Raw genomic sequence first — 22492 nt, 5'->3', positions numbered from 1 at the left:
TGTTGAACGAACGGCGGCGGAACGGCTACTTCAGCGCATGATCGATCGGAAACGGCTGCCCCGACCACGCCTTCTTGGTAGTCCAATCCGCTTCGCCCTGCCAAAAATCGTCGCTGCCGGGCAAGCCGAGCGGCAGGAAGACCGCCGTGCACAAGTAAAGGCTACCCGTCGAGATATACCGCTCGCCAACTTCCGGCTGATCGCCGCAGAAGCCGATGCGCAGCCACCCTTCGGCATCGAACGTACCCGGCATCTCCAGCGTGCGCCGGATCACGGCCGTCAGCGCGCAGCGTACCCCGGCAGGCTGCACCTCAGCCGGCAGCATTCCCTGCAGGGAAGCCTGCGCCAGCATCTGGAACGCACCGAACCGGTAGGCGAGCGACCGCCCGATCGGAGGGAACGTCCCTTCCGGCGAGATCATGCGTTCCTGCTGGGCCGCATACCGCGCCGCCCGGGCCATCACCTTGCCGGTTAGCGCCTCCCACTCCGGCTCCTCATGTCCCAGCGTCCTCACAATATCCACAAGCATCGGTTGGATGACGAAGCTGTTGTAATAATCCGCATGATACTCGGGTCCGTCACCGTACATCCCATCCCCGAGATACCACTGTTCATGCTGCCTCAGCGCATAGTCGACGCGCATCCGGTCCCAGTCTTCGCCTAGCAAATACAGCGCCGTCTCCGTCATAGCTGCAAAGAGCAGCCAATTGCTGAACCCCGGCTTACGGGTACGTGTCGCACGCAGTGCATTGGCCAGATGATGTCGTACGGGCGCTTCCAGCTTCCCGATCAGCTCCTTCGGCGCTCTTACGAGCGCGTGCGAGAGGAAGGCCGCATCGACGATCGGCTGTCCGCCGTAAGAGAAATTCATTGCATCAGGCGAATCGGGGTTCGTAGCGGCATCGATCGCCTCTCTTGCCCAGCGGGCGTAATGCGCACGAAGCGCTTCCTCCTCTCCCTCGAGGCCCTGCAGCTCCAGCCAGGGAGCCATCCCGGTAAGCAGCCGTCCGAGCGCCTCCAGGTAAGTATAATGATTCCGATCGCCTGCGGAGGCCTGAACAGGCATCACCGCTTTTAACTTTCGCTCATGAAGCGATTCCAATACGGGTTTGGCAATCCGGTCCAACCAAGAGACCCAGCTCTGTCGGTCAATCATTCCCTGATTTGTCATTTTTAGGTTCCTCCTGTTAATTTAAACGTTTCATTTTTCCATTATAAAAGAGTTTTTCTCCGTTGCCTAGTCCCGATTGCGTTAATGAACAAGTTGGATTTGACAACAAAAACGGGTTCGGAGTATCATTTTCATAGAGTAATGCGATAGAACGCTCATCGCCCGAGAACTGCATACATGGGAACAAGTAAACGGACTTTCCCTACGCCCAGTAGTGGAAAGTTTTTTTATTTTACATTGCCATTATTACGTAAAGCGGAGTGAATATGTATGATTCGCAAACTTCAAAAGCTTGATCTTCCGATTTTGTTCATACTGATCTTGTTCTGGGGCATCAGTACGGCCGTCATATACAGCGCAACGCTGGGCACGAGCTTTCAAGGCATTCATATGAATAACCTGATTACTTACGGGGTGCTCTTGGTCCCGATGCTGGGGTTATGCCTGATCGATTACCGCGTGCTGGTTCAACAGTTGGCCTATCCTTTATACGGTTTCGGACTTGCCCTGCTCTTATTCGTTTATTTCAAAGGCATGAACATTAACGGGTCCCAGCGCTGGATCAATCTGAAGGTCATGGTATTCCAGCCTTCCGAGGTCATGAAGCTGTTTCTCATTCTCGTTCTGGCACGCTGGCTGAAGTCGCGGAGCGGGCAATCGCTTCGTTTCTTTCACGATTTGGTTCCGATGACGGCGCTTGTCGGCGTGCCGTTCCTGATGGTACTGCAGCAGCCGGATATGGGAACCTCGATCGTATTGTTAAGTATATTCGCTGGGATGCTGTGGATCGGCAATATTCAGTGGAAGCATCTCATCGCAGGAACGATAACTGCGGTATCGGCCGTAACCGTCATTACATTGCTTTACTTCTATGACCTGCCGCTATTCTCCAAGATTATCAAGCCCCATCAGCTGCACCGGATTCAAACCTTCCTGGATCCGACGTCGGATCCGGACCATAGCTGGCATGTCATCAATTCCATCCGGGCTATAGCGACTGGTGAACTGTCGGGCGAAGGCTTTCTGCACGGCAAGATGGTGCGGGGCGGATTTATTCCTTATGATTACGCGGATTCGATCTTTGTCGTAATCGGGGAAGAGTTCGGTTTCATCGGCGCATCCGTTTTGCTGCTGCTCTATTTTATCCTGATCTACCGGATGATTAAGATTGCCATCGAAACCGAGGATCTGGAAGGCAGGTTCATCATTATCGGCGTCATCTCGATGTTTACGCTGCAAATTTTCGAGAATATCGCCATGCACACGGGCCTCATGCCTCTCACAGGGATAGCGCTGCCTTTCATCAGCTACGGAGGCAGCTCGCTGATGACGAATTTGCTCGGCATGGGGCTTGTCCTAAGCGTGAAAATCCATCGAAACTAGTGTGCCTTCGCTACCGTTTGCCTTGCGAGCCGCCTGGCTCGCCTTGAACCAAATCCTCCCAAAATTGATGCGCGGCCAATGTCAGCGCGGCGCGAAAGGATGAAGCTTGATCCTCACGCCGTTCCGAAATCGGCGCAAATATCCAGTTGATCGAATCGGAACCGGCGGCCGACCGCCGGTTCCATTCTTTAAGTACGTCCGCCAACGCCATGAACCGTTCTCCCCAAACCGCTTTATCGTCCTCAGTTAACGTCACACGGTTCCCCCACTCTTCTAAAAGCTCCATCATTTCTAAGGCATGCACATAAGCGGACTCGAGCTGCGTCATTTGCTGTCCGAGCCTTTGCAGCTTCGTCCTGCGCTTCCGTAGCAGCGGGCTGTATTTATTCGCTTTCTTGGCCTCATTCACGTGCCCCTGATAAGCTCGGATATCTTCCAACAGTCTGCGGGTCTTCCGCTTCATCGCATCCAAATCGTCGCGTTCCGCGCCGGTTCTTAGCCAGCCGGCGGCATCTTGAAAACGGCCTGCCAGCTCCGAGACGGCTTTGCGGACGTTTTCCTCGGCGTCCCGCGTAAAGTCGGGGGGGACGATAAACATGTTCAGCAAGACGGCGATGAGCGCTCCCACGACGGTTTCCACAATCCGGTCTATCCCGTAGGTCACGTCTCCCCCTACCGGCCCGACGGTCAAGATAAGCACCGCCGTAACGCCAACCTGCGAGACGGCCTTATCCCCCATGTTGAACCAAGTCGCGAGCCCCATGCCCAGCAGCACGACCAGCGCAATGCTCCAATCATGGACACCCATGCTGCGAACGAACAGGTCCGCTATAAATACTCCGCCGACGATGCCGGTAATTCGCTGCAGAGCTTGAGTGAGCGAATCCTCAACCGTAATCTGCAAGCATAATATGGCCGCCAGAGGAGCGAAGAACGGATGCTTCGAGCCGATGAGACCGGCAGCATCCCACGAAAGTCCTGCGGCTAAGGCGGCCTTCCATATCATATTGAAGCGGTGAATTCTACGCCATCGGACAAGCCTGCCGTTCGGCTTCAATCCATTGCTCATCGGATCCGATTCCTTTCGGTAGAACGATTTTCTCCTCCTTTTTATACCCCGCTTTCCTTGCACATAATCAAAATTGCATTCATAGACAGAGGTTTATTGAAACGCACAAAAGAAAAACCGGCACCTCCTTATCTTTAAGGAGCATGCCGGCGATCCTGTTAACGGGTGAATTACATCTCCCCCTGAGCTTGCCGCTTCGCCCGAAGGGTTACCCATCCGAAGCTCAGAAGCAGAAAGATAAAGATCACAATTCCAACCAGCTCAAAGTCCAGCTCGGCCCAAGGATTGAAGTAAACGAACGCCTCATAGCCGGAGACGCCGTAAGCCAGAAGGACAATGATCCATCCGATCAGCCTGGAAGCCGAACGGCCGAGCCGGCCGGTATGCCGCAGCATCCGGAAAGCGATCAACGAATCGACGGTATCCGTTAGCATCATCCCCAGCATGAAGACAAGTCCCAGCACGACGGGCATGTATTCGACTTTATTGCCGGCAGCCAGCGCCCATACCGACGTCTGGCTGATCGTCTCGGCCGCAAGCGCAAAGACGGCACCGACCAAAATAATCATGAACGGATTCGTCGTTCCTTTCACGATGCGTGCGACAAATTTGCCGCGGTATCCTTGAATCTGGAAATCCTCGTTCAACTGCTTCGAGCGGATCAGGTTAAAAAGATTGATCGATCCGATGAGCAGCAGCGATACAATCGAAGCCCAGGTTGCGAACGTATCGAACCCTTCGGGAAATTCGAAATCCTGAATGAACATCCCGAGCACAATCGCCATGCCGGCAACAACCGCTCCGTGGCCAAAGGAGAATAATGTACCTACCCAGCGGGCGATCGGACTGCCCATCCGCCAATTGTAACGGATTTGCCCATCGATAAAAGCCAGATGATCCGCATCCAGACCGTGGCGCAAGCCTAATACAAATACAAGGAAGATGAGGGAAAAAGCGGACATAGTGCAGCCCTTCTTTCATATGGATATACACAACAAAAAGCCCCGATCTCCTTCATAGGATTCGGGACTGCATGAGTAAACAAGCGGCATAAATAAGCAGCGCTTGCGTTAGCCGGTTCTTGTTCATCACCACTCCTTTACTCCGAAGGATTTGTTTGGCGTACAGCGAGGTAGGTCTTCTGGCTTCCGGATCAACATCTCTCTTCGGCCTTCCCCAGCGGGCGGCTGAGTGGCATCATCGAAGGAGGCTCCCCGGTTACAGCGGCGGGACCGCTCGGGATTTGCACCCGATTCCCTGTTACCCCTTGTCTCAACAAGGGCACCTGGCTGTTTCACTATGAAGTTTTCATCAAGGCATACTGTTGTGCTTGGATACAATGAAGCATACTATGCTTTGCTGAGATAAGTCAATAGATTCCGAACGTGCAGGCGGAGCAACCCTTCCGGCAGTGCACGTTTTAACCGTTGTCCAGAATGGAAAATACAACGGTCTTGCCTTGCACATCCGCGTGTGCTTCGACTGCGTAGTTGCCGATCTTGACCGTCTCATTCTCCAGGGACGCCCCGGCGGCGGCTTTGGAATAATACCGGTTAAACAGCTCCCTGAACGTAGCCGCATCATAGGAGAATAAATAATTCACATAACTGTCGATAGCTTCCTGGTTGCGTGCTAGCACGCCATCCTGCAGTTTGACCGTAACGCCATACGTGCGGTATTCCGGTTCGATCCATAGAGAGGCTTCCTCCCAGCTGCCCGGATTCGTCACGTTGAGCGTAATATCCTTCGCTTTCGTTTCCGCATCCTTGTACAGCTTCAAAGTTGTTTCCACCAGATCGTAATTTGTCCCGCGCTTTTTCGCCGCTTCTCCGAGCACTTGATAAGCGGCGGCCATTTTCGTTCCGGAGAAGACAACCTTCTTATAACCGCCGTCCTTCGTCGGCACGATCTTCTCCAGACCCGGATCGTTCGGCAGCCGCAGCGTGGACTTCCGTTTGCTTTTGTCCGTGATACGCTCCAGAATAGCGAGCGCTTCAGCCCGGGTCACTTCTTGTCCGATGCCGAAATATCTGTTCGGGTAGCCTTCCATCACACCCTTGCCGAAGGCCTCCGCAATGAATCGCTGCTCCCGTTCCTTGGCGCTCGGGAAATCCCCGAGCATTCTCGCGTTGGCAAGGCTGAGCGGCTCATCCTCCAAATATTCGGTTTCCTTCATGGTGTAGTAAACGATTTCCGCCACCTGTTCGCGCTTCAGCTTCGCTTTAAAGTCGGGAAACTGGCTTTTATTGATCAGATGAAGGTCGCTCGCCACGTCAATAAACGGCTTCGCCCAATAGCCGTTCAAGCTCGGTTTGAAGTTGAAATCCCGGTAATCCTGCTGAAGAATGCCCCGGTTTGCCGTGCTGAGTGATTTCAGAAAGCTGTCGGTCCATACCCGTTCTCCGTTCGGATAAAGCGTCGTGTAAGAAAGGAGCAGCATTTTAACGAATTGATCCGCCGTCACCGGCTCGTTCGGGCGGAAGGTGCCGTCCGGGAATCCGTCCAAGATGCCGAGGGCTACGAGTCGCTGAATGGTCTGCTCCGCCCAATGACCTTGAATATCGGTTAATGGGGCTGGACCTGCCGCTTTCACAGTGTTCGAAATAGCGAACGCCAAGACACAAATTAAAGCCAGCCGGGTTATCATGCCCAGCCTCTTGCTTGAATTCCATTGCATAAAATGAGTGATCATAGCCTTGCCAACCTCGCTTGTCCCAATAATAGTCGTCGTTATGTATGTATAAATACGGCCCTCGACAGATTGGGCCTTCATTAGCATAATGGGTTTTGCAAGGCTTGAACATTGTCCTACAAACCTAATTCGAAGGATGGCGCACAGCTGGTAAATCCGGGTAAAAAGTCTGCCCTCACCGTGCTGAAAGTCGCAAAAAAGCCTTGCGGCGGAATGGTTGTCCGCAGCAAGGCCGATGAAATTAGGGAATCGGATTCAGTCCTCCGTATTTCGATATCGCCATCAGCAGATCCTCATGAATCGGCAGAATGAACTGTGCCGCTCCGAGCGAGAAGATGCCGCTCCGGTTATGAATCGTAGCCCCGCGTATAAAAAGCCGGTAGTGCGGCATACCGGGATCCAGCCCAACGGTTTCTGTTCCGGACGAACGGCTGCTATCGAAGCGGATGGATCTCGCGCCAAGCGGCAGCTCGAACGGAGTAATGCTGAGAATGTCCTCCAGCATCATATGATAATTGACGTGTGGCTTCTGGAACACCAGCTCCTTCGTCGATACAGTCAGTCCGAAGTCCCTTTTCTTATGCGAAAGCTTCAGTTCTCCTTCCAGACCCTTTATCCGAATGAATGAGTCGTTCATCGTTCCTTCCTCCTCCATGAGCAAGTAGCGCCAAGGCAGCTTCGGAATTCGCGGAACACGTTTTCCTGAGGAAAAGCCTTTAAGAGAGCATACCATAAAGTTCGGCTAACGTGCTACATCCACCCGCGTCCATGCGGGTATGCCATGGAGGTCGGCGCCGCTCAGAGGAGCGATTCCGCCCCGTCGATGAACAATTCCGTTCCGGTCATATGCGACGAAGCGTCCGACGCCAGGAAGGCGACGAGATCCCCCACCTGCTCGGGTTGACCCGGCGTATGCTCCAGCGGCTGGCTTCCTTCCGGGTATTTGACCGGAATCTTGATCTTTTGCAGCTCCGGGGATGGATGCGTGTTTTCGCTGATCTTCGTTTGTATGGATCCCGGACAAATCGTGTTCACCCGGATCTTGTATCGGGCAAGCTCCAATGCGGCCATCTTCGCAAAAGCAACCTGCCCAGCCTTCGACGTACTATAAGCGGACATGCCGAAGTTCGAAAACACCCGGCTCCCGTTAATCGAACTTGTCACGATGATGCTTCCGCCGTTCTGCTTCATGTGGGGTACGGCATATTTTACGGTGAGGAAGGTGCCCTTCAGATTAACGAACAGCGTATGGTCCCAGTCCTCCGGCTTCATATCCTCGATCGGCGCCAGAACGCCGTTAATGCCTGCATTCGCGAAGACGATATCGAGCCGACCCCAGCTCTTTGCCGCATTTTCCACCGCTTGCATCATCCGAACCGGATCGGACACATCCGCATCCAGTGTGACGGCCTCGCCCTGCTGCGCAATAATTTCTTCCTTTACTTGCTCCGTGCGGTCATTTTTTAAATCAAGCAGGCAGACCTTCACCCCCTGCGATGCGAGTGCGATCGCGGCCGCTTTTCCGATACCCGATCCCGCCCCTGTTACTAGCGCGGCTTTATCCTTTAATCCCGGCAGCACCTCACGGGGCGAAGGCTTCGTAAGCAAGGTCATCATTTCACTCTCCTTCCCGCAGCCGCTCCGGCTGCGCGCCAATATGCACTTACCGGCTTATTGTGCTCGTGTTCCGTCCCCGTTTATGCTAAAATACTAAGATTGAACCGGAATTAAACCCTCCGACGATCAACTGAACACAAAGCGGGAGGCTTTGAACCATTTATGTTAATTATCGGTATTGCAGGCGGCACAGGCTCGGGTAAAACGACCGTAGCCCGTTCCGTAATCGATCGCCTGGGGGAAGGCGTTACCTTCGTATCCCAGGATAACTATTATAAGGATCATGCCCATCTCTCTTTCTCCGAACGGGAGAATATCAACTATGATCATCCGCTGGCCTTCGACAACGAGCTGCTGCTCGAACACTTGAAAGCTCTCAAGCAGCTGCAAACGGTGCAGGCGCCGGTCTACGACTTTTCCAACCATGCCCGGTCCAAGGACGAGACGCTCGAGCTGAAGCCGAACAAAATCGTAATCATTGAAGGGCTGCATGTGCTCTCGGACGAGCCGCTCCGCTCGATTCTCGATATTAAGGTGTTCGTTGACACCGACCCCGACGTTCGCATTCTGCGGCGGGTTTTGAGAGACATGAACGATCGCGGAAGGACGATCCAATCGGTCTATGATCAATATTTGACCACCGTCAAGCCTATGCATGAAGCGTTCATCGAGCCTTCCAAGAAATATGCCGATATCATCATCCCCGAAGGCGGCCACAATGAAGTCGGCATCGAGCTGCTTTCCATCTTAACGGAAAAATACTTAATGTCGCCGGAATAATCGGACATGCCTTAGAAGCTGAAGAAGACCGTCCCTCGGGACGGTCTTCTTGAACGATAACAACTTAACCGGAAGCGGATTCCGTGCTTTCCGAAGTTTTTGGCGGCTGCAGCATCTTCGCTTCGCGCCAGTTCCCCCATAAATAATAGGAGCTGATGATAAGCAGATTGACCATGAAGCTTATGGGGAAGCTCCACCATAGCGCATGGAGTCCGTAATATTGCCCCAGATAGTAAGCCAGCGGTGTCCTAACGCACCAGAGGATCACGAATGTAATTCCAAGGGGCACAATGACCGATCCGGTGGACCGGATCACTCCCGTTAAGACGAACGTGATACCGAACAGAATAAACGACCATAAGGTGATGTGATTGACGGTCATACCGATCGCTAACGCCGATTCATCCTTGAGAAACAAGGACAACGTCTGGCGGTTGAAGAGGTAAATCAGGCCGACCAGCACCCCGGTCATGACGATATTGAACACGATGCCGAGCAGCGTCGTCTTATGTACGCGATCCCACTTGCCTGCTCCCACGTTCTGTGCGGCAATGCTGGATACGGCTCCCCCAATGGCCATGGCAGGCATTTGGATGTATCCGGACAGCTGCATCGCGGCACCGTAGGCGGCTGTCGCAACCGAACCAAAGCTGTTTACTAAATTGACGATGGCAAGGCCGCTGGTCGAGACGATCATCATCTGAAGTCCCATGGGAATTCCTTTGCGGACCAGCGACGAAATGATCTGACGATCGAATCTTAGCAAACCTCGATCCTCACGGGTTAACCGAAGAAAATACCGCTTCCGGTACAAGTGAGCCACGAGACAGGCGAGGCTGACGAACTGGGCGATGAACGTAGCTAACGCTGCACCGGCCGTCCCCATTCTCGGCGCCGGGCCAAGTCCGAATATAAAAACCGGATTGAGCACGATATCAAGCACCGTGGACAGAAGCAGGAAATAAAATGGCGTCTTCGAATCGCCGGCCCCCCGAAGAATCATCATAATGAAATTATAGCCGTACATGAACGGAATCCCTATGAAGATAATCCGAAGATATGCTATCGCATAAGGCATCGCGTCTGTTGGCGTGTGCATGGCCGTCAATATTGCGTTGGAGAACAGCCAGCCCAGCAAGGCGATCATGACCGACAAGGCCAGAAAGAAGAGCGCACTAGTGCCGACGACCCGCTTGGCTCGATGAATATCCTGTGCCCCGACACTTTGACCGATCAGTATGGTCGAAGCCATGCCGATACCGAAAACGAGACTCAGCAGAAAAAACATAATATTGTTGGCATTGGAGGTGGCCGCGAAGGCGCTCTCCCCCAAATAACTGCCGACCCAAATCGAGTTGACGGTACCGTTCAGCGATTGAAGCACATTGCCGAACAGGAGCGGAAGCGAAAACAAAAATAAACTTTTGCCTATGGGTCCTTCCGTCAGATGAGTGCTCTTGGACATGGCTGCAGACAACGCGAATCCCCCTTGGCGACCAGGATAAACGGCTGCGCTGTCCTTATCTTTAAAGGACCAGCGCGTTTATCAACCCAGGATAAACGGCTACGCCGTACTTGCTTACAAGGACCAGCGCGTTTATCAAGGTTGATGCGAAGCTATAAGTTGCGAAAAACTTATATATTTTTATCAACCGAGAAAAGCAGCCTTGCCGGCTGCCCTTCGCCTCATATTGTTCACGTGTTCCATTATAATTGACACCCCAAGAGCCGTAAAGCTAAAGTTTATCGTGATACATTACGGTTCAGCCCGCTGAACCGATGGTGTTTCCAGCGACGCCGCAACGCTCTTGGCAGTTTCCTCCGAAGCGCCGGCACTGCGTCCCGTCCCCTGCGTCAAGCCCTTCACGAGCCGGCCCAGGTCGATCCCGCTGACGCTCTTGAGCATTTCGGGCGCAGTTGCCATGAGCGAGGTAACATAGTTGCTGACGCGGGCGGCGCCCTCGCCGTGCCCGGTATCGACGACCGTCAGCTTATCGATCCCCTTGATCGGCTCCGCCACCTTGCCGGCGAGCTCCGGAAGCATCTTCACGATAATATCGAGCACGGCCGCTTCGCCGAACTTCTCGAACGCCTCGGCGAGCTTCTGCTTCGCTTCCGCCTCCGCCAATCCCCGGAGCCGGATGACCTCGGCCTCCGCCGTACCTTTGGCGCGCTCCGCATCCGCCACCGCAAGACCCTCGAGCCGCTTCTGCTCGGCCTGCGCCTTCGCTTCCGCCTCGATCCGGTACTGCATCGCGTCAGCCTCGTTGATCCGCTTCAGCTTGTCGGCCTCCGCCGCCTGAACGACCGCGTACCGGTCCGCGTCGGCCTTCTTCTTCACTTCCGCATCGTACTGCTTCTCGCGGCGCAGGATTTCCTTCGCTTCAAGATCGATCTCGCGTTCCTTCCTTACGAGCTCGACGCGCATCTGCTCCTCGACGACGCTTTGCTTCGAACGAGCTTCCTGGACGAAATACGCTTGGTCCGCTTCCGCCTTCGCCATATCCTGCTCCTTCTTGAAGGAAGCGATCTTCAGCTCTTTCTCCTTCGATGCCTCGGCAATGTTCGTGTCGCGCATCAGCTCGGCCTTCTGCCCTTCTTCCTCGGCCAGCGCCTTCTGGATCCGGGAATCCCGCATCGCCTGCGCTTCGGCGATCTCCGCATCCCGCTTCACGGCAGCGATCCGCGGTTTGCCGAGCGCCTCCAGATAACCCTGCTTGTCGCGCACGTCCTTAATCGTGAAAGATACGATTTGCAGCCCCATCTTCTTCAAATCCTTGGCGGCTACCCCCTGCACTTCCTGGGCGAACCTGTCTCGGTTCCGGTAAACCTCCTCTACCGTCATCGAACCTAGGATCGCGCGAAGGTGGCCTTCCAGCACTTCTTGGGCCTCGCTCTTGAGCGCCTCCGTCGGTTTCCCCATAAACTGCTCGGCCGCCGTAGCGACATCCTCCACCGAGCCGCCGATCTTGATGATCGCCACGCCGTCCGCCAGCACCGGGACGCCCTGCTCCGTATATACCTCCGGCGTGGAAACATCCAGCTTATGCGACAAGAGCGACAGAAATTCAGCACGCTGAAACACCGGCAAAATAAACGCGCCGCCGCCCCGGACAATCTTGATCTTGCGTCCGGAATCATCCGTCAGCACATTCCGGCTGCCGAGGAACGAGCCGGTCACAATCATAGCCTCATCGGGACTGACCGTCTTATAACGGGCCCAAAAAGCCAGGCCCAGCACGAAGATCACGCCAATTACGATAACAGGCACTACCAAAGCGTCATTCATTCTCATCTCTCCTCATCAGATCTTGGTCATCCATCGGGGACACGTATAGCGTATCGTCCTTCACTTCCACGACCACTACACGCAGTCCGGCCGCGATGCTCCTTTGGTCGAAGCTGGCTGCAATTTGATTCGTAACGCCGCCTCCGATGCGCAGCAGCACCTCGCCGTATCCCTTGGCCGGAATCGGAATTGAAACCTCGCCGATCGAGCCTGCGAGCTCCTTCATCGAATATGCAACTGAGTTTTCGCTGCTTCTCATCGGCTTCACATACAGTAAATACATCGCGATCCCGAGGCCTGCAGCCAGAAGTAAAGATAAGGCCAATACGGCAGCGGCCGGCAGCGGTGAATAGCGGGTGAGCAGCACGCCCGCACCGCCAAGGACAGTCAGTCCGCTGAACAGCACCGTCGGCTGAAACCAATGCAGCGCATCCATCGAGATGAACTCGAAGGCTCCGTCCAAGGCGCTGCCGATGATATCTCCGATCAATACGCTTAATACGGCAAACAGCACCCCTACCGCCAACAGGCTCCAATATAGTGCAATCAAGCGCAGCCCCCCTAGTTGCCAATATGACGTACTCATGTTATATACGTACGACAGCGCTTGAATGTTTCAACTATTTACCATTACTGTAAGAATAAAAACAAAAAAAAAGAGAGCCTTGCAGCAGCAGGCTCCCCCATTTCGGGCCCAACGTTATTTAGCCTTCAGAGCCATCATTTGATAGACCTCGCGCGAGTCGCCTTTCAGCTGGGCCTGATAGCACCTCATCTGCGACGACCCGTCCCCGTCAAGGAATACCCCGTCCACCAACTGACCCGGCGCGATCACTTCCTTCACGGCTGAACGGAATTCCTCTACGGTGCAGGGCTTGTCCGATAAGAGCATCCAGACGTTCTGTCCGCGGTCATAGGCAACCCCAGAGCGAAGACGCGCTTCGTCAAACGCCGGCATGTCCTCCTTTTGCGCCTGCTCCGCCCATCGGCCGTCCTGCTGAAGCGACATGCTGACTCCGCCCTGCGCCCAATATCTCCCTTTGTCCGTTACCTTCAGCTCGCCGGCCTCCTGGACCACCTGCACGCTGAACCGGCGTGTCGCCTCGTCCCAGACGAGCGTCCCCTTCGGATAATCGACATTATACCAGCCGGAACCGTAATCGTTCGGCTCTCCTTTGATGGGCCTATCGTTGTTCACGGCTACGCTGAGCAAATCCCCGTTCCAGAAGAAGCCTCCGTTGATCCCGAACTCCTCTGTCTTCGTCACATTCGAGGCAATCGGCCGCAAAACGATATTGTCCGGCGATGTCCGCATCGCGTGCAGCTTCACGCCGTTGGACGCGCGGTACGTCGCGTAGGAGTAGTTCTTCGAACGGATTTCCTGCGGCGAAGGCCATAAAAAGAACAACACGGCGGCAATGCCGTTGCCGATCAGAAATCCGATCAGCAAGAGCTGAATGTACCGCAGGTCGGCGGCCTGCAGCGTTCGGCGGACGAAAGCCAGCATCGGAAAACCCCGCTTCCATAGACGAATGAACTCAGCCAAATCTCAAACTCTTGCAATCTAGTTATAGTCTATGAAAGTCAGCCCGGAACGATGACGCCTTTTTTCAAAATCACGTTGGCATACTGGGCGCTTTCCCCTGTCGCAACGATCGCATAAGCTTTGCGCGCACGTTCATAGAACGCGAATCGTTCCAGCAGCTCCAGCTCCTGTGCATCGGGGTCGTGCTTCCGGATCGTGGTTCGGAACGTCTCCCATATGACAGGCTTTACCGGATCCCCCGGCACGACGGCCATTAAAGCGACCGAACGCTCGGCGTATCGATCCAGCGGATAAAATGTCAGAATCGCATCCAGCAGCTCCGGAATGCCGTGCCCGTCGCATCGAACGAGCCGCTGCGCATGGCTTGCCGCCGGGAAGTTGCCGTCCGCCAGCACGAGCTCGTCGCCGTGCCCCATTTCCAACATGATTTTGAAGAGCTCGGGTGAAAGAAGCGAAGGAATGCCTTTTAACATGAATCGTACCTCCAGCATCGGATTCGTAATCACGCGGTTCAAGCTTATCCTAGGGGAGGAGGAATCTTTTGTCAATTGTCAATTGAAAGGTTGAATGGGTGTTTCCCTACTGGCATCTCCGCTATGAATCGTTTACTATGAAAAGATATGGAATTTCATTAACAGAAGGATATAGCGAGGTGTTCGTATGGAGGAAGTCGTCATTATCGGTGCCGGTCCTTGCGGCTTATCGGCAGCCATCGAGCTGAAGCGGCAAGGCTTTCGGCCCGTTCTTTTGGAGAAGGAATGCGTAGTGCACTCCATTTATTTATATCCTACTTACATGCAGTTTTTCAGTACCCCGGAGCTGCTGGAGATCGGAGGGATTCCGTTCACGACGCCTCACGAGAAACCGACAAGGCTGGAGGCGCTGACGTATTACCGGAATGTCGCGGCGCGCAGCGAGCTGGATATTCGGCCTTACAACGAGGTCGTGGACATCAAAACCGCGCGAGACGGCGATGAAGCTCCGTTCACGCTGACGGTCCGGAAACGTTCCGGCTCGGTCTATGAGCTGAAGTCAAAACGCGTCGTCGTTGCGACGGGTTACTTCGACCGGCCGAATCTGCTCGGCATCCCGGGCGAGGAGCTGCCCAAGGTCAGCCATTATTTCCGTGAAGCGCATCCGTACGCCGGCACGAAGGTTGCCATCATCGGAGGCAGCAACTCTGCGATCGATGCGGCCATGGAGCTTTTGCGGGCGGGCGCCGAAGTGACGGTCGTCTATCGCGGAGAGCAATACTCCCCTAACATCAAGCCATGGGTAAAACCGATTTTTGAGAGCATGGTCGCCAAGGGCCGCATCAGCATGCTCTTTCGATCGCGCGTCATCGCCATTGCGGAGGGGAACGTGACGGTGAGCGGTCCGGAAGGAGCTCTTGCGATCGAGAACGACTTCGTTCTCGCGCTGACAGGCTTCCGGCCGAACCGGACGCTGCTCAAGCAGGCCGGCGCTGAGCTGACCGTGCCTGAGGAATTGCCTTTCTACGATCCGGAGACGATGGAAACCAGCGTGCCGGGACTTTATATTGCAGGGGTCGCGGCTTCGGGCGAGAATGCCAACGAGGTGTTTATTGAAACAGGGCGCTTGCACGGGGTTGCCATTGCCCGTCATATGGCAGGGCTGCTGTAAACGAAGCGAAGGGCGCCCCGACCCTAAGCCGCGGCGCCCTCCGATTCATGATTAAAAGATAAGATCCTTTTCTCGCTGGGTTAATCTGCGGCCCGCGATATCGACCGTCAGCTTCCCGTCCGACAACCCCCAAATCCTTGATCCGAATTTCTCAGCCAACTCCACCTGATGCAGGCTGCAGAAGACGAGCAGCTTCTCCTTGCGGCATATATGCTGCAAATCCTCCAGCACGCGCATCGCCGCTTCCGGGTCCAGCCCTGATACCGGCTCGTCCGCAAAGATCACCTTGGCTCCCTTGATCAGCGCCTTGCAGATGGCGACCCGCTGCTTTTCTCCCCCGCTCAGCTTCTCGACAGGCTCCTGCGCCTTGTCTAGCAGCCCGACCTTATCCAAATAATCCATTGCTTCCATATGATCGTCTTCGGACACCGTCCCCGTAAGAAAGCGGATCCACGATTTTTTGAACAGCAGCGCGCTCAGCACATTCTTGAGCGCCGATTTCTTCAGATTCAGGCTGGGCTTCTCCTCGAGGTACGCCCATTCCTTGCGCAGCTTGATTTTATCCCAAGCGTTGATCTGCGTAATGTCGGTTCCCCCGTATATGTATTGACCGTCGTCCCACTTCTCCTTCAGCATCAGACAGCGGAACAACGTGGTTTTGCCGCTGCCGCTGGCTCCAAGAAGCGCAATCAGCTCTCCTTCGTCGGCCTGAAAGCTGAGCTTGTCCAGAACCCGGCGCCCCGGCGGGAATGATTTGCTCAAGTTGCGTACGATGATCATCCGTTCGATTCTCCTTTGCTTCGTCTGTGCAGGGTTCCCCGTACTTGCTCTTTACTATACCATGTCCCGCCACATAAAAACCACAATTTGCGCACATCCTATGTACCGAAATAATTCGTCCCGCGACAGGAGTGAATCTAGCGATGAAGCATCAATTGGTGAAATTGGTTTCGGATCAGGCCGGGATCACGGAAGGGCAGGCCGATCAAGCGGTGGAGGCCGTCATCGGGTATTTCAAGACCCGGTTGCCCGCCGAAACGAACGAAGAGATCGTTACCTTGGTCCAAGGCCATAACGGCGATGCGGTTCAATCGTGACATTGCCGTGACCAAAAAGAGCAGCCGCCTCCAACAGCTGCTCTCTTCTTCGTTACCCGATCCTTACGGAAGCGGATATAAAATAACATCTACCGGGAACGCCGAGCCAGCGGCCGGCGAAAAGGCGATGTCCACCCCGGCTTCGTTCCCCTCGGTCCGCGCGAGAATCGTGTAGCCCTGGTAATCCATCATAACGCCGGATGGAGGGGTTTGCACGATCCGTCCGTCCACCAGGAAGGGGCCCTTGAAGACTCCGCCTCTCGGAAGCAGCAGGACGGCCATCTTCGGCGGGTGGTCGAGATGAATCCGGTACTCCACGCCGTAATTGCCCAGGTTTAACGATGCTTCATTCTTGAAGAAGTCTTTGCCGGTGACGAACGAGTCGCTCGTTCCGTCCCCGATGGCAAAGCTCGACGGCTTCTTGACTCCCGAAGCGTCGATGTTCCAGACGATATCGGAGACGCTGAACGTGCCGCGAACGTTGCCGCTGTACGGCAGTTGCGGATACATCGGCAGGCTGTCCAAACCGTCCCCTTGCTCCATGGCCGCGAACGAGAAGTAAGCATCCCCATCGGTTTCCACGTCATAAATCACATTCATGCCCTGGCCTGGGTAGAAATCCGGCATCGTCCGGTAGTAGGCCGTTTCATAGGGACGCAGCGTCATCGTTTCCGCCGTCTTGACTGGGTCGCCTTGAAGAAACTCGATTGTCGCCTCGTTACCGATCAAATTGGCGTAAATGGAAGGATATACTTCCCCTTTACGCGTTGTCTTAATGGTAACGGTCTTGTCGGGAGACGGATTCCGGACAACGATGCCCAGCTTCATCTTACGGACCGTATCATTCACATGATCGGCATACAGCCGAGCCTTGCCGTTGACCTTCTCTTGATAAAGAAAACCTTTCTCCTTAAACGATTCCGGGCTGTCGCTGACAATCAGGGACCGATCCTCGGGCCGGGTCTCCTGCTTCTTCAACTGCGGCAGCCCGCGCAGGTATTTACGCAAAACCGCTTCTTCTTCCTTTACGTAGGTTCCGACCGGATCGTGAGCCACGTGATACTCGAACGGGTCCCACAGCTTCTCGTCCGATACTTCGACGTTGGTGGAGAACGGCTCGCTGACATTGCCCCGGCTGTCCTTCACCTGCAGCGTGACCTTATATAATCCCGGCGTGAAGATGGCTTCGGCGTTGCCGGTCCATTCCCTTCCCGTAATGGCGTCTCCATCCGGAGAGTAGCTCAGATCCGTATAGCGGATCGGTTCTCCGAGCTTATATACCGGCTTGTCCAAGGCGAATTTGGCTATCGGCTTCATATTCGGAAGCGTATCGTTACGGAATAAGCCTCCGTCCGGCGCCTGTAAATACCTCAGCTCGATAACCCCGCGTTTCTCGTCGAGCCGGATTTTATATCCCGCAAACCGGTTCAGCCATTCACTATCGATATACAGGCGATCGTTCCACAGCAGAGCTGCCTGATTCCATGGCGTCGAAGCGCCGTTCACATAAACCTTGTTCTGCGGAATATTGAATTCCAAAAAAGCGGCGGGCGCCGTCACCTGTACCGCCCGCTTCACCTCGTCCCAGCGGACTGGGAAGCCGAGCAGTCTCCCGAGCTCCGCCGCAGGAAGATAAGCTTTGCCGTCCTTGCGAAGCGGAGCTGCTTCAAGCTTGATCTCGCTGCCGTTCAAATAAGCGTCCTGCTGATTGAAATACAGCATCAGCTCCGTTTCCTTGGGCGCTTCCGCAGCCGCCGCGGCGGACGAACCCGTTGAATGGCCGAGCACGCCCAGGACGGATGCCAGGATAAACCATTTCGTCAACCTTTTATTCATATGTACGCCTTGTCCTCTCCTGCTATTTCAAATCGCCCAGCGGGTAGAACAACCATTCCACGTTCTCCGCAGACCCGGGCGCAGGGGTATATTCCATGTCCAGACGTTCTTCCTTCCCCGTCGTCCGGGTGAGAAGCCAGAAGCCGTCCTTCGGCGTCAAACCTCCGGTTGGCGGTGTCATCAGCACGCCGTTCACCTTCACGGTTCCGTAGAATACCCCGTTCACTGCCCGGAGGGCTACCGCGGCCGCCCGCGGATGGTTAAGCCTCAGCTTATACACGCTGCCTTTGGCGGATGCCGCGCTCTTCGCTTCGCCGCTGAGTCCGTCCTTGCCCGCAACCCGCGGCTCCAGAGTTCCTGTTCCCCCGATACTCCATTTCTTCAGCTCCCGGAAAACATCTTCGCCTGCCGCCGCCTCCCAGACGTGATCGGCCGAAACGTACGTCCCTCTGACGGAACCGGCTTCAGCCGCGACCGGTCCGGCGGCGAGAGCCTCCGCCGCTTCATCGGGCTTCACCGAACCGAATACATAAACGGCCTCTCCGCTTGCCGTTACATCCGCCAGGATGGCGGTTCCTTGGCCGGGCTCCAGCACATCGAAGCTGAGCCATACGGTTGCGCCTGCAGGCACCTCCAGAGCTCGCCCCTCGCCGCGGTCATTCAAATAATCCCCGCCGGCTTGAGCCGCCGATGATTGTGCGAACAGCGACGGAGCCAGCTTGCCTTCTCTTGTCACCGTCACCTTGATCGAACGCTCAGGTGAAGGATTCGTTACCGCGATTCCCCACCTCGTCCGTTCGCCCATGCCGTTCACCGCATAACCGTATAACCTCGCCTTACCCTGCAGACGGTCGCGGTAGACCATGCCGTTCGACGTGATCCGCTTCCCGTCCGCGCCGACGACCAGCCTTCGGTCCTCCGGCTGACGAATGGCCGCCTGCAGCTGCGACGCCTGCTCCCACTTCGCTCCCATGCGGCCAGCCGGATCGGGAATGAGTTCGCCCGTTCCCGCGAAGTACCACGGGTATTCCGCCTGAGTAAGGTAAGGTTCAGGCCGCACTGTAATCGTACGTGTGTAGGGATCGCTGACCGCACCATGGCCGTCTTTTACGCGGAGCGTCACCTCATAAGTACCCGGTGTAAAGTAGGCTTCCTGCTTGCCGCTCCATTCGTAATCCGGCAAGCCCTCCGCATTCGGATCGTAGCTCAGGTCGATCAAATGGACAGGTTCCCCGACACGGTAAGACGGCTTGTCCGGCATAAACCTCGCCACCGGCCGCGAATTGGGCTCCTGATCCCCCGGATAGTTCGATTCTTTATAAAGCGAGCCTGTAGGTGATACCGAGCGGATCCTCACCGCCCTCTGCTCCGCCTCGTAGGTAAACTCCACGTTCAAATAAGGTGCAAGGCGGCTCAGCTTCACCAGAAACCGTCCGTCCGCAATCATCGCCGATTCCGATAAGGGCGCGGCAGCACCGTTGATGGTGGCCCGGTCCAGGCCAAGGTCCCATTCGAGGTAAGCCTTCGGCGCCTTTAAGCCGGCTGTTTGCCGGTCCGCATGCCATACCGCCTTCAGCCCAAGCTTCTCGCTCACCCAAGCGAGAGGAACATAGAAGCTGCCGTCAACGATAACTCCCGGCGTCTCCAAGGCCTCCGGCTGACCGTTGACTTTAGCCTGTTTCTGCCCATCAGCCAGCTCCAGCGTGACAGTCGCTCCCGTAATGTCGGCCGAAGCCGTCCTGCCGCCGGCCAAGGTTAGCAGTAATAAAGAAGAAATCCATAAGTTCTTGTTCAAATCTAGCCTGCTCCTTACGCATTAGGATCAAGTACCGCCATCCGAATGGTACCATGAATTACCGGAAATATCGAGCCCCGGAATGCAATATCCGAGCACGGCAAAAAGCCCCCATGAACGTTCATGGCGGCCGATCTCCTTATGGTTCTTTTCTGCGCTGCTGCACCTCGAAAATTTACTGCGGGTTGGTCTCCTTCGGTATTTCGTTCAGATTCGGCGGGAAATCGCCTGCTTTATCGGCATGCATGACCGCCTCTTCCTCCGTGAACTTATGTTCCTTGTAATTCGGATTGTTTTTCGATTGCGCTTTTTCGTGATCCATGCTGCGTTCACCTCCCATGCCGTTTAAGTTTTCCTAGATGAGCCGGCTTTATGCGTATTCCCCATCTTCTGTCATAAAAAATTAATATTATCATCGACACCGATTTACATATTTCATTGCAAGTCCGTATTATAATAGCTCGATGTCAAGCATAATAATGTTGATATGAATTGGGGTCATGAGGATGGAAGAAGTCGATTGGAAGCAAAATTTGGAGCTGATGCAGCACAAGCTGTACTTGCTCGTGGAAGAAACGGGCAGCTTTATCGATCCCAAGGTTGTGGAATTAAGCCAAAGAATTGACCGCCTGATCGTTACCATCCAAAAAAAACGGCTTGAGGATAAATAAAAATAAATCGGGAGACTGCGGTGCGGCCGGAGCCTCTTTTTATTTCCGCCGCTGCGGCAACGCCGTAAAGCTCCGCTTGAGATTCAAGAAGCGTTTGCCACAGATTGATTATTGATCAGAAATCCGCGCATTTATCCTCGTCAGCCCTTGAAATAGTTAACATGATGTGTTATATTAAAAGCGAGGCAAATCAAGGGTTTTCGCAAATATCGCACTTTTTTAACGGCCTTGTATCCGCTTGCATTCATACCAGGCAAACTATTTTTTTAAGGAGCGATGCGTTATGGGTTATGAACAACAACCGCAAGAGAAGAAGATCTCTGTTGAGTTGACCTTGAATGAAGCCTTAGCTTTAACAGGTGTTCGTTTCCGTGATAATCACAAGCTGGAAGTCGAAGCCATGCATAAGATTAAGAAGCAGTTGGATGAACAAATTATCGACCCCAGACGAAACATTCAATAACTGGTATTAACGACTGCCTCGCTGATCGGCATCCCCCGTTCAGCGGGGTTTTTGTATGTCTGCCCGAAAACCATTATAATTGAGATTGCATTGGAGCTAGGACGAAGGAGAGAACAAGGAATGAAGCAGCAAATCGAAGCCGTCATCGAACGGCATGCGGAGCAATTTACCGCGCTATCCCGGTATATCGGAGAACATCCGGAGCTGGGACATGAGGAATTTATCGCTTCAGCGAAGCTGATGGAAGCGTTGAAGGAATTCGGGTTTGCGGTAGAATCTCCCGTGCTTGGCCTTCCCACTGCCTTTATCGGAAGGTATTCCGCGGCTAAGCCGGGTCCGACCGTCGCTTTTTTATGCGAATACGATGCTCTCCCCGACCTGGGCCATGCCTGCGGCCATCATCTGATTTGCGTAATGAGCCTCGCGGCCGCCGTCGGCCTTAAAGCCGTCGTCGACGAAATCGGCGGAACGATTCGGGTATACGGCACGCCGGCCGAGGAAACGAAAGGCGCCAAGGTGCCTATGTCCGCCGAAGGCTTATTCGACGATGTGGACTTTGCGCTGATGGCCCATCCTTACCATACTTACGAGAAGTCCGGTCAATCCCTTGCCATGGATGCGATCCAATTCGAGTATTTCGGCAAGGCCGCTCATGCCGCAGCCACACCATACGAAGGCGTCAATGCGCTCGACGCTGTGCTGCTGCTGTTTCAATCGATCGGCATGCTGCGCCAGCAGGTGCAGAGCCATGCCCGAATTCACGGCATCATCACGGAAGGCGGCAAAGCGGCCAACATCATTCCGGAATATGCAGCCGCCCAGTTTTATATCCGATCCGGCAACCGCCCTTATACCGATGAGCTCGTTCAGAAGGTGCTGCGCTGCGCCGAAGGCGCCGCGCTCCAAACCGGCTGCTCATTGAAAACCTCCAACTACGAGTTTTCCTACGACGAGCTGGTAACGAACGAAACACTCTCCGCTTTGTTTTCGCGAAATTTGGGAGAGCTCGGCATACCGGAAGATAAGATTGAGATCGGCAAAGATCACGGCTCCGTCGATCTCGGGAACGTCTCCCGGCATTGCCCGGCGATCCATCCGTACGTAAAGGTCGTTGACGAGAAGCATCTGCTGCATACGAAGGAATTTCGCGATTTGGCGATGCAGGACCGGGCCTTCCGCGGCATGCTGCTCGGGGCCAAGGCGCTTGCCTTTACGGCGTACGACGTCTTCGCGCATCCGGAGAAGCTGCAGGCCGTTCGAGCCGAATTCGAACGGAGCTTGCAACAGTGACGCCTAAGGCCAGGATAAACGCGCTGGTCCTTGTCTTACAAGGACCAGCGCGTTTATCAAGGTTGATGCGAAGCTATAAGTTGTGAAAAACTTATAAATTCTTATCAACTAAACAAAGAAGCCTCCAAGCAGCAATGAATGCCGCTTGG

At 54.7% G+C, this 22492-nt stretch carries 22 protein-coding genes and 1 riboswitch; of the genes, 7 read left to right on the top strand and 15 right to left on the bottom strand.

The window, feature by feature from the left end:
• Positions 1-25: 25 nt before the first annotated feature.
• Entirely contained in the window at positions 26-1171 is a 1146-nt protein-coding gene (locus tag O9H85_RS26990; protein WP_269884510.1) for a DUF2264 domain-containing protein, read from the bottom strand.
• Between the two features lie 270 nt (positions 1172-1441).
• Between O9H85_RS26990 and O9H85_RS26985 the strand changes: the two genes are divergently transcribed.
• Positions 1442-2554: an FtsW/RodA/SpoVE family cell cycle protein gene (locus O9H85_RS26985; protein WP_269884509.1), complete on the top strand. Its 1113-nt coding sequence runs from the start codon at positions 1442-1444 to the stop codon at positions 2552-2554.
• Positions 2555-2564: 10 nt separating this feature from the next.
• On the opposite strand, the gene O9H85_RS26980 is transcribed toward O9H85_RS26985, so the two are convergent.
• The 5 genes from O9H85_RS26980 to O9H85_RS26960 all read right to left on the bottom strand — a co-directional run bounded on the left by O9H85_RS26980 (position 2565) and on the right by O9H85_RS26960 (position 7929).
• The gene (locus tag O9H85_RS26980) at positions 2565-3623 is read right to left on the bottom strand and encodes an FUSC family protein (RefSeq protein WP_269884508.1); all 1059 of its coding nucleotides are present in this window, start codon (positions 3621-3623) and stop codon (positions 2565-2567) included.
• A 170-nt stretch (positions 3624-3793) separates the two neighbouring features.
• Complete coding sequence (locus O9H85_RS26975; protein WP_269884507.1) at positions 3794-4585, bottom strand: HoxN/HupN/NixA family nickel/cobalt transporter; 792 nt, start codon at positions 4583-4585, stop codon at positions 3794-3796.
• Positions 4586-4737: 152 nt separating this feature from the next.
• Positions 4738-4927: riboswitch (cobalamin riboswitch) on the bottom strand.
• A gap of 116 nt (positions 4928-5043) precedes the next feature.
• Complete coding sequence (locus O9H85_RS26970) at positions 5044-6270, bottom strand: S-layer homology domain-containing protein (RefSeq protein WP_269884506.1); 1227 nt, start codon at positions 6268-6270, stop codon at positions 5044-5046.
• A gap of 286 nt (positions 6271-6556) precedes the next feature.
• Entirely contained in the window at positions 6557-6952 is a 396-nt protein-coding gene (locus O9H85_RS26965; protein ID WP_269884505.1) for a hypothetical protein, read from the bottom strand.
• Positions 6953-7113: 161 nt separating this feature from the next.
• The gene (locus O9H85_RS26960; protein WP_269884549.1) at positions 7114-7929 is read right to left on the bottom strand and encodes an SDR family oxidoreductase; all 816 of its coding nucleotides are present in this window, start codon (positions 7927-7929) and stop codon (positions 7114-7116) included.
• Between the two features lie 165 nt (positions 7930-8094).
• Between O9H85_RS26960 and udk the strand changes: the two genes are divergently transcribed.
• A complete protein-coding gene (udk, locus tag O9H85_RS26955) occupies positions 8095-8712 on the top strand; it encodes a uridine kinase (RefSeq protein ID WP_269884504.1) in 618 nt (205 codons plus the stop codon).
• Between the two features lie 64 nt (positions 8713-8776).
• On the opposite strand, the gene O9H85_RS26950 is transcribed toward udk, so the two are convergent.
• The 5 genes from O9H85_RS26950 to fucU form a co-directional block, all read right to left on the bottom strand.
• A complete protein-coding gene (locus tag O9H85_RS26950; RefSeq protein WP_269884503.1) occupies positions 8777-10189 on the bottom strand; it encodes an MATE family efflux transporter in 1413 nt (470 codons plus the stop codon).
• A 279-nt stretch (positions 10190-10468) separates the two neighbouring features.
• On the bottom strand, positions 10469-12001 hold the full coding sequence (locus O9H85_RS26945) for a flotillin family protein (protein WP_409348210.1): 1533 nt from the start codon (positions 11999-12001) through the stop codon (positions 10469-10471).
• Positions 11994-12551, bottom strand: coding sequence for a protease (locus O9H85_RS26940; protein WP_269884501.1), 558 nt, complete (start codon positions 12549-12551; stop codon positions 11994-11996). The genes O9H85_RS26945 and O9H85_RS26940 overlap by 8 nt, the downstream gene beginning before the upstream one ends.
• Positions 12552-12701: 150 nt before the next feature.
• Positions 12702-13547, bottom strand: a complete 846-nt coding sequence (locus tag O9H85_RS26935; RefSeq protein WP_269884500.1) for a hypothetical protein — start codon at positions 13545-13547, stop codon at positions 12702-12704.
• A gap of 38 nt (positions 13548-13585) precedes the next feature.
• Entirely contained in the window at positions 13586-14020 is a 435-nt protein-coding gene (gene fucU / locus O9H85_RS26930; protein WP_269884499.1) for an L-fucose mutarotase, read from the bottom strand.
• Between the two features lie 187 nt (positions 14021-14207).
• Between fucU and O9H85_RS26925 the strand changes: the two genes are divergently transcribed.
• Positions 14208-15191, top strand: coding sequence for a YpdA family putative bacillithiol disulfide reductase (locus O9H85_RS26925; protein ID WP_269884498.1), 984 nt, complete (start codon positions 14208-14210; stop codon positions 15189-15191).
• Positions 15192-15242: 51 nt separating this feature from the next.
• On the opposite strand, the gene O9H85_RS26920 is transcribed toward O9H85_RS26925, so the two are convergent.
• Entirely contained in the window at positions 15243-15971 is a 729-nt protein-coding gene (locus O9H85_RS26920; protein WP_269884497.1) for a phosphonate ABC transporter ATP-binding protein, read from the bottom strand.
• A 143-nt stretch (positions 15972-16114) separates the two neighbouring features.
• Here O9H85_RS26920 and O9H85_RS26915 point away from each other — a divergent pair, with 143 nt between their 5' ends.
• Complete coding sequence (locus O9H85_RS26915) at positions 16115-16288, top strand: hypothetical protein (RefSeq protein ID WP_269884496.1); 174 nt, start codon at positions 16115-16117, stop codon at positions 16286-16288.
• Positions 16289-16351: 63 nt separating this feature from the next.
• Here the strand turns inward: O9H85_RS26915 and O9H85_RS26910 are convergent, their stop codons facing one another.
• The 3 genes from O9H85_RS26910 to O9H85_RS26900 form a co-directional block, all read right to left on the bottom strand.
• Positions 16352-18124, bottom strand: a complete 1773-nt coding sequence (locus tag O9H85_RS26910; RefSeq protein WP_269884495.1) for a copper amine oxidase N-terminal domain-containing protein — start codon at positions 18122-18124, stop codon at positions 16352-16354.
• A gap of 22 nt (positions 18125-18146) precedes the next feature.
• On the bottom strand, positions 18147-19919 hold the full coding sequence (locus O9H85_RS26905; RefSeq protein ID WP_269884494.1) for a stalk domain-containing protein: 1773 nt from the start codon (positions 19917-19919) through the stop codon (positions 18147-18149).
• Between the two features lie 175 nt (positions 19920-20094).
• Positions 20095-20241 (bottom strand): hypothetical protein, encoded by a 147-nt coding sequence (locus tag O9H85_RS26900; RefSeq protein ID WP_269884493.1) that lies wholly within the window; start codon positions 20239-20241, stop codon positions 20095-20097.
• 184 nt (positions 20242-20425) lie between these two features.
• Between O9H85_RS26900 and O9H85_RS26895 the strand changes: the two genes are divergently transcribed.
• From O9H85_RS26895 to O9H85_RS26885, 3 genes are all read left to right on the top strand, one after another.
• The gene (locus O9H85_RS26895; RefSeq protein ID WP_269884492.1) at positions 20426-20590 is read left to right on the top strand and encodes an aspartyl-phosphate phosphatase Spo0E family protein; all 165 of its coding nucleotides are present in this window, start codon (positions 20426-20428) and stop codon (positions 20588-20590) included.
• A 283-nt stretch (positions 20591-20873) separates the two neighbouring features.
• The gene (locus O9H85_RS26890; protein WP_269884491.1) at positions 20874-21053 is read left to right on the top strand and encodes a hypothetical protein; all 180 of its coding nucleotides are present in this window, start codon (positions 20874-20876) and stop codon (positions 21051-21053) included.
• 120 nt (positions 21054-21173) lie between these two features.
• Positions 21174-22343, top strand: a complete 1170-nt coding sequence (locus tag O9H85_RS26885) for a M20 family metallopeptidase (protein WP_269884490.1) — start codon at positions 21174-21176, stop codon at positions 22341-22343.
• Positions 22344-22492 lie beyond the last annotated feature (149 nt).

Source organism: Paenibacillus gyeongsangnamensis, from assembly GCF_027533625.1.
In the GTDB taxonomy this organism is placed as follows: domain Bacteria; phylum Bacillota; class Bacilli; order Paenibacillales; family NBRC-103111; genus Paenibacillus_G; species Paenibacillus_G gyeongsangnamensis.
Note: the sequence above shows the minus strand (reverse complement) of the source record. Positions and strands in the feature narration are given on the sequence as shown.

Bases quoted from the DNA above. Each gene is read 5' to 3' on its own strand.
- udk (WP_269884504.1), top strand. From the start codon at position 8,095: ATGTTAATTATCGGTATTGCAGGCGGCACAGGCTCGGGTAAAACGACC.
- O9H85_RS26900 (WP_269884493.1), bottom strand. From the start codon at position 20,241: ATGGATCACGAAAAAGCGCAATCGAAAAACAATCCGAATTACAAGGAA.
- O9H85_RS26925 (WP_269884498.1), top strand. From the start codon at position 14,208: ATGGAGGAAGTCGTCATTATCGGTGCCGGTCCTTGCGGCTTATCGGCA.
- O9H85_RS26910 (WP_269884495.1), bottom strand. From the start codon at position 18,124: ATGAATAAAAGGTTGACGAAATGGTTTATCCTGGCATCCGTCCTGGGC.
- O9H85_RS26975 (WP_269884507.1), bottom strand. From the start codon at position 4,585: ATGTCCGCTTTTTCCCTCATCTTCCTTGTATTTGTATTAGGCTTGCGC.
- O9H85_RS26970 (WP_269884506.1), bottom strand. From the start codon at position 6,270: ATGATAACCCGGCTGGCTTTAATTTGTGTCTTGGCGTTCGCTATTTCG.
- O9H85_RS26895 (WP_269884492.1), top strand. From the start codon at position 20,426: ATGGAAGAAGTCGATTGGAAGCAAAATTTGGAGCTGATGCAGCACAAG.
- O9H85_RS26985 (WP_269884509.1), top strand. From the start codon at position 1,442: ATGATTCGCAAACTTCAAAAGCTTGATCTTCCGATTTTGTTCATACTG.
- O9H85_RS26890 (WP_269884491.1), top strand. From the start codon at position 20,874: ATGGGTTATGAACAACAACCGCAAGAGAAGAAGATCTCTGTTGAGTTG.
- O9H85_RS26980 (WP_269884508.1), bottom strand. From the start codon at position 3,623: ATGAGCAATGGATTGAAGCCGAACGGCAGGCTTGTCCGATGGCGTAGA.
- fucU (WP_269884499.1), bottom strand. From the start codon at position 14,020: ATGTTAAAAGGCATTCCTTCGCTTCTTTCACCCGAGCTCTTCAAAATC.
- O9H85_RS26915 (WP_269884496.1), top strand. From the start codon at position 16,115: ATGAAGCATCAATTGGTGAAATTGGTTTCGGATCAGGCCGGGATCACG.
- O9H85_RS26990 (WP_269884510.1), bottom strand. From the start codon at position 1,171: ATGACAAATCAGGGAATGATTGACCGACAGAGCTGGGTCTCTTGGTTG.
- O9H85_RS26960 (WP_269884549.1), bottom strand. From the start codon at position 7,929: ATGACCTTGCTTACGAAGCCTTCGCCCCGTGAGGTGCTGCCGGGATTA.
- O9H85_RS26965 (WP_269884505.1), bottom strand. From the start codon at position 6,952: ATGAACGACTCATTCATTCGGATAAAGGGTCTGGAAGGAGAACTGAAG.
- O9H85_RS26920 (WP_269884497.1), bottom strand. From the start codon at position 15,971: ATGATCATCGTACGCAACTTGAGCAAATCATTCCCGCCGGGGCGCCGG.
- O9H85_RS26945 (WP_409348210.1), bottom strand. From the start codon at position 12,001: ATGAATGACGCTTTGGTAGTGCCTGTTATCGTAATTGGCGTGATCTTC.
- O9H85_RS26885 (WP_269884490.1), top strand. From the start codon at position 21,174: ATGAAGCAGCAAATCGAAGCCGTCATCGAACGGCATGCGGAGCAATTT.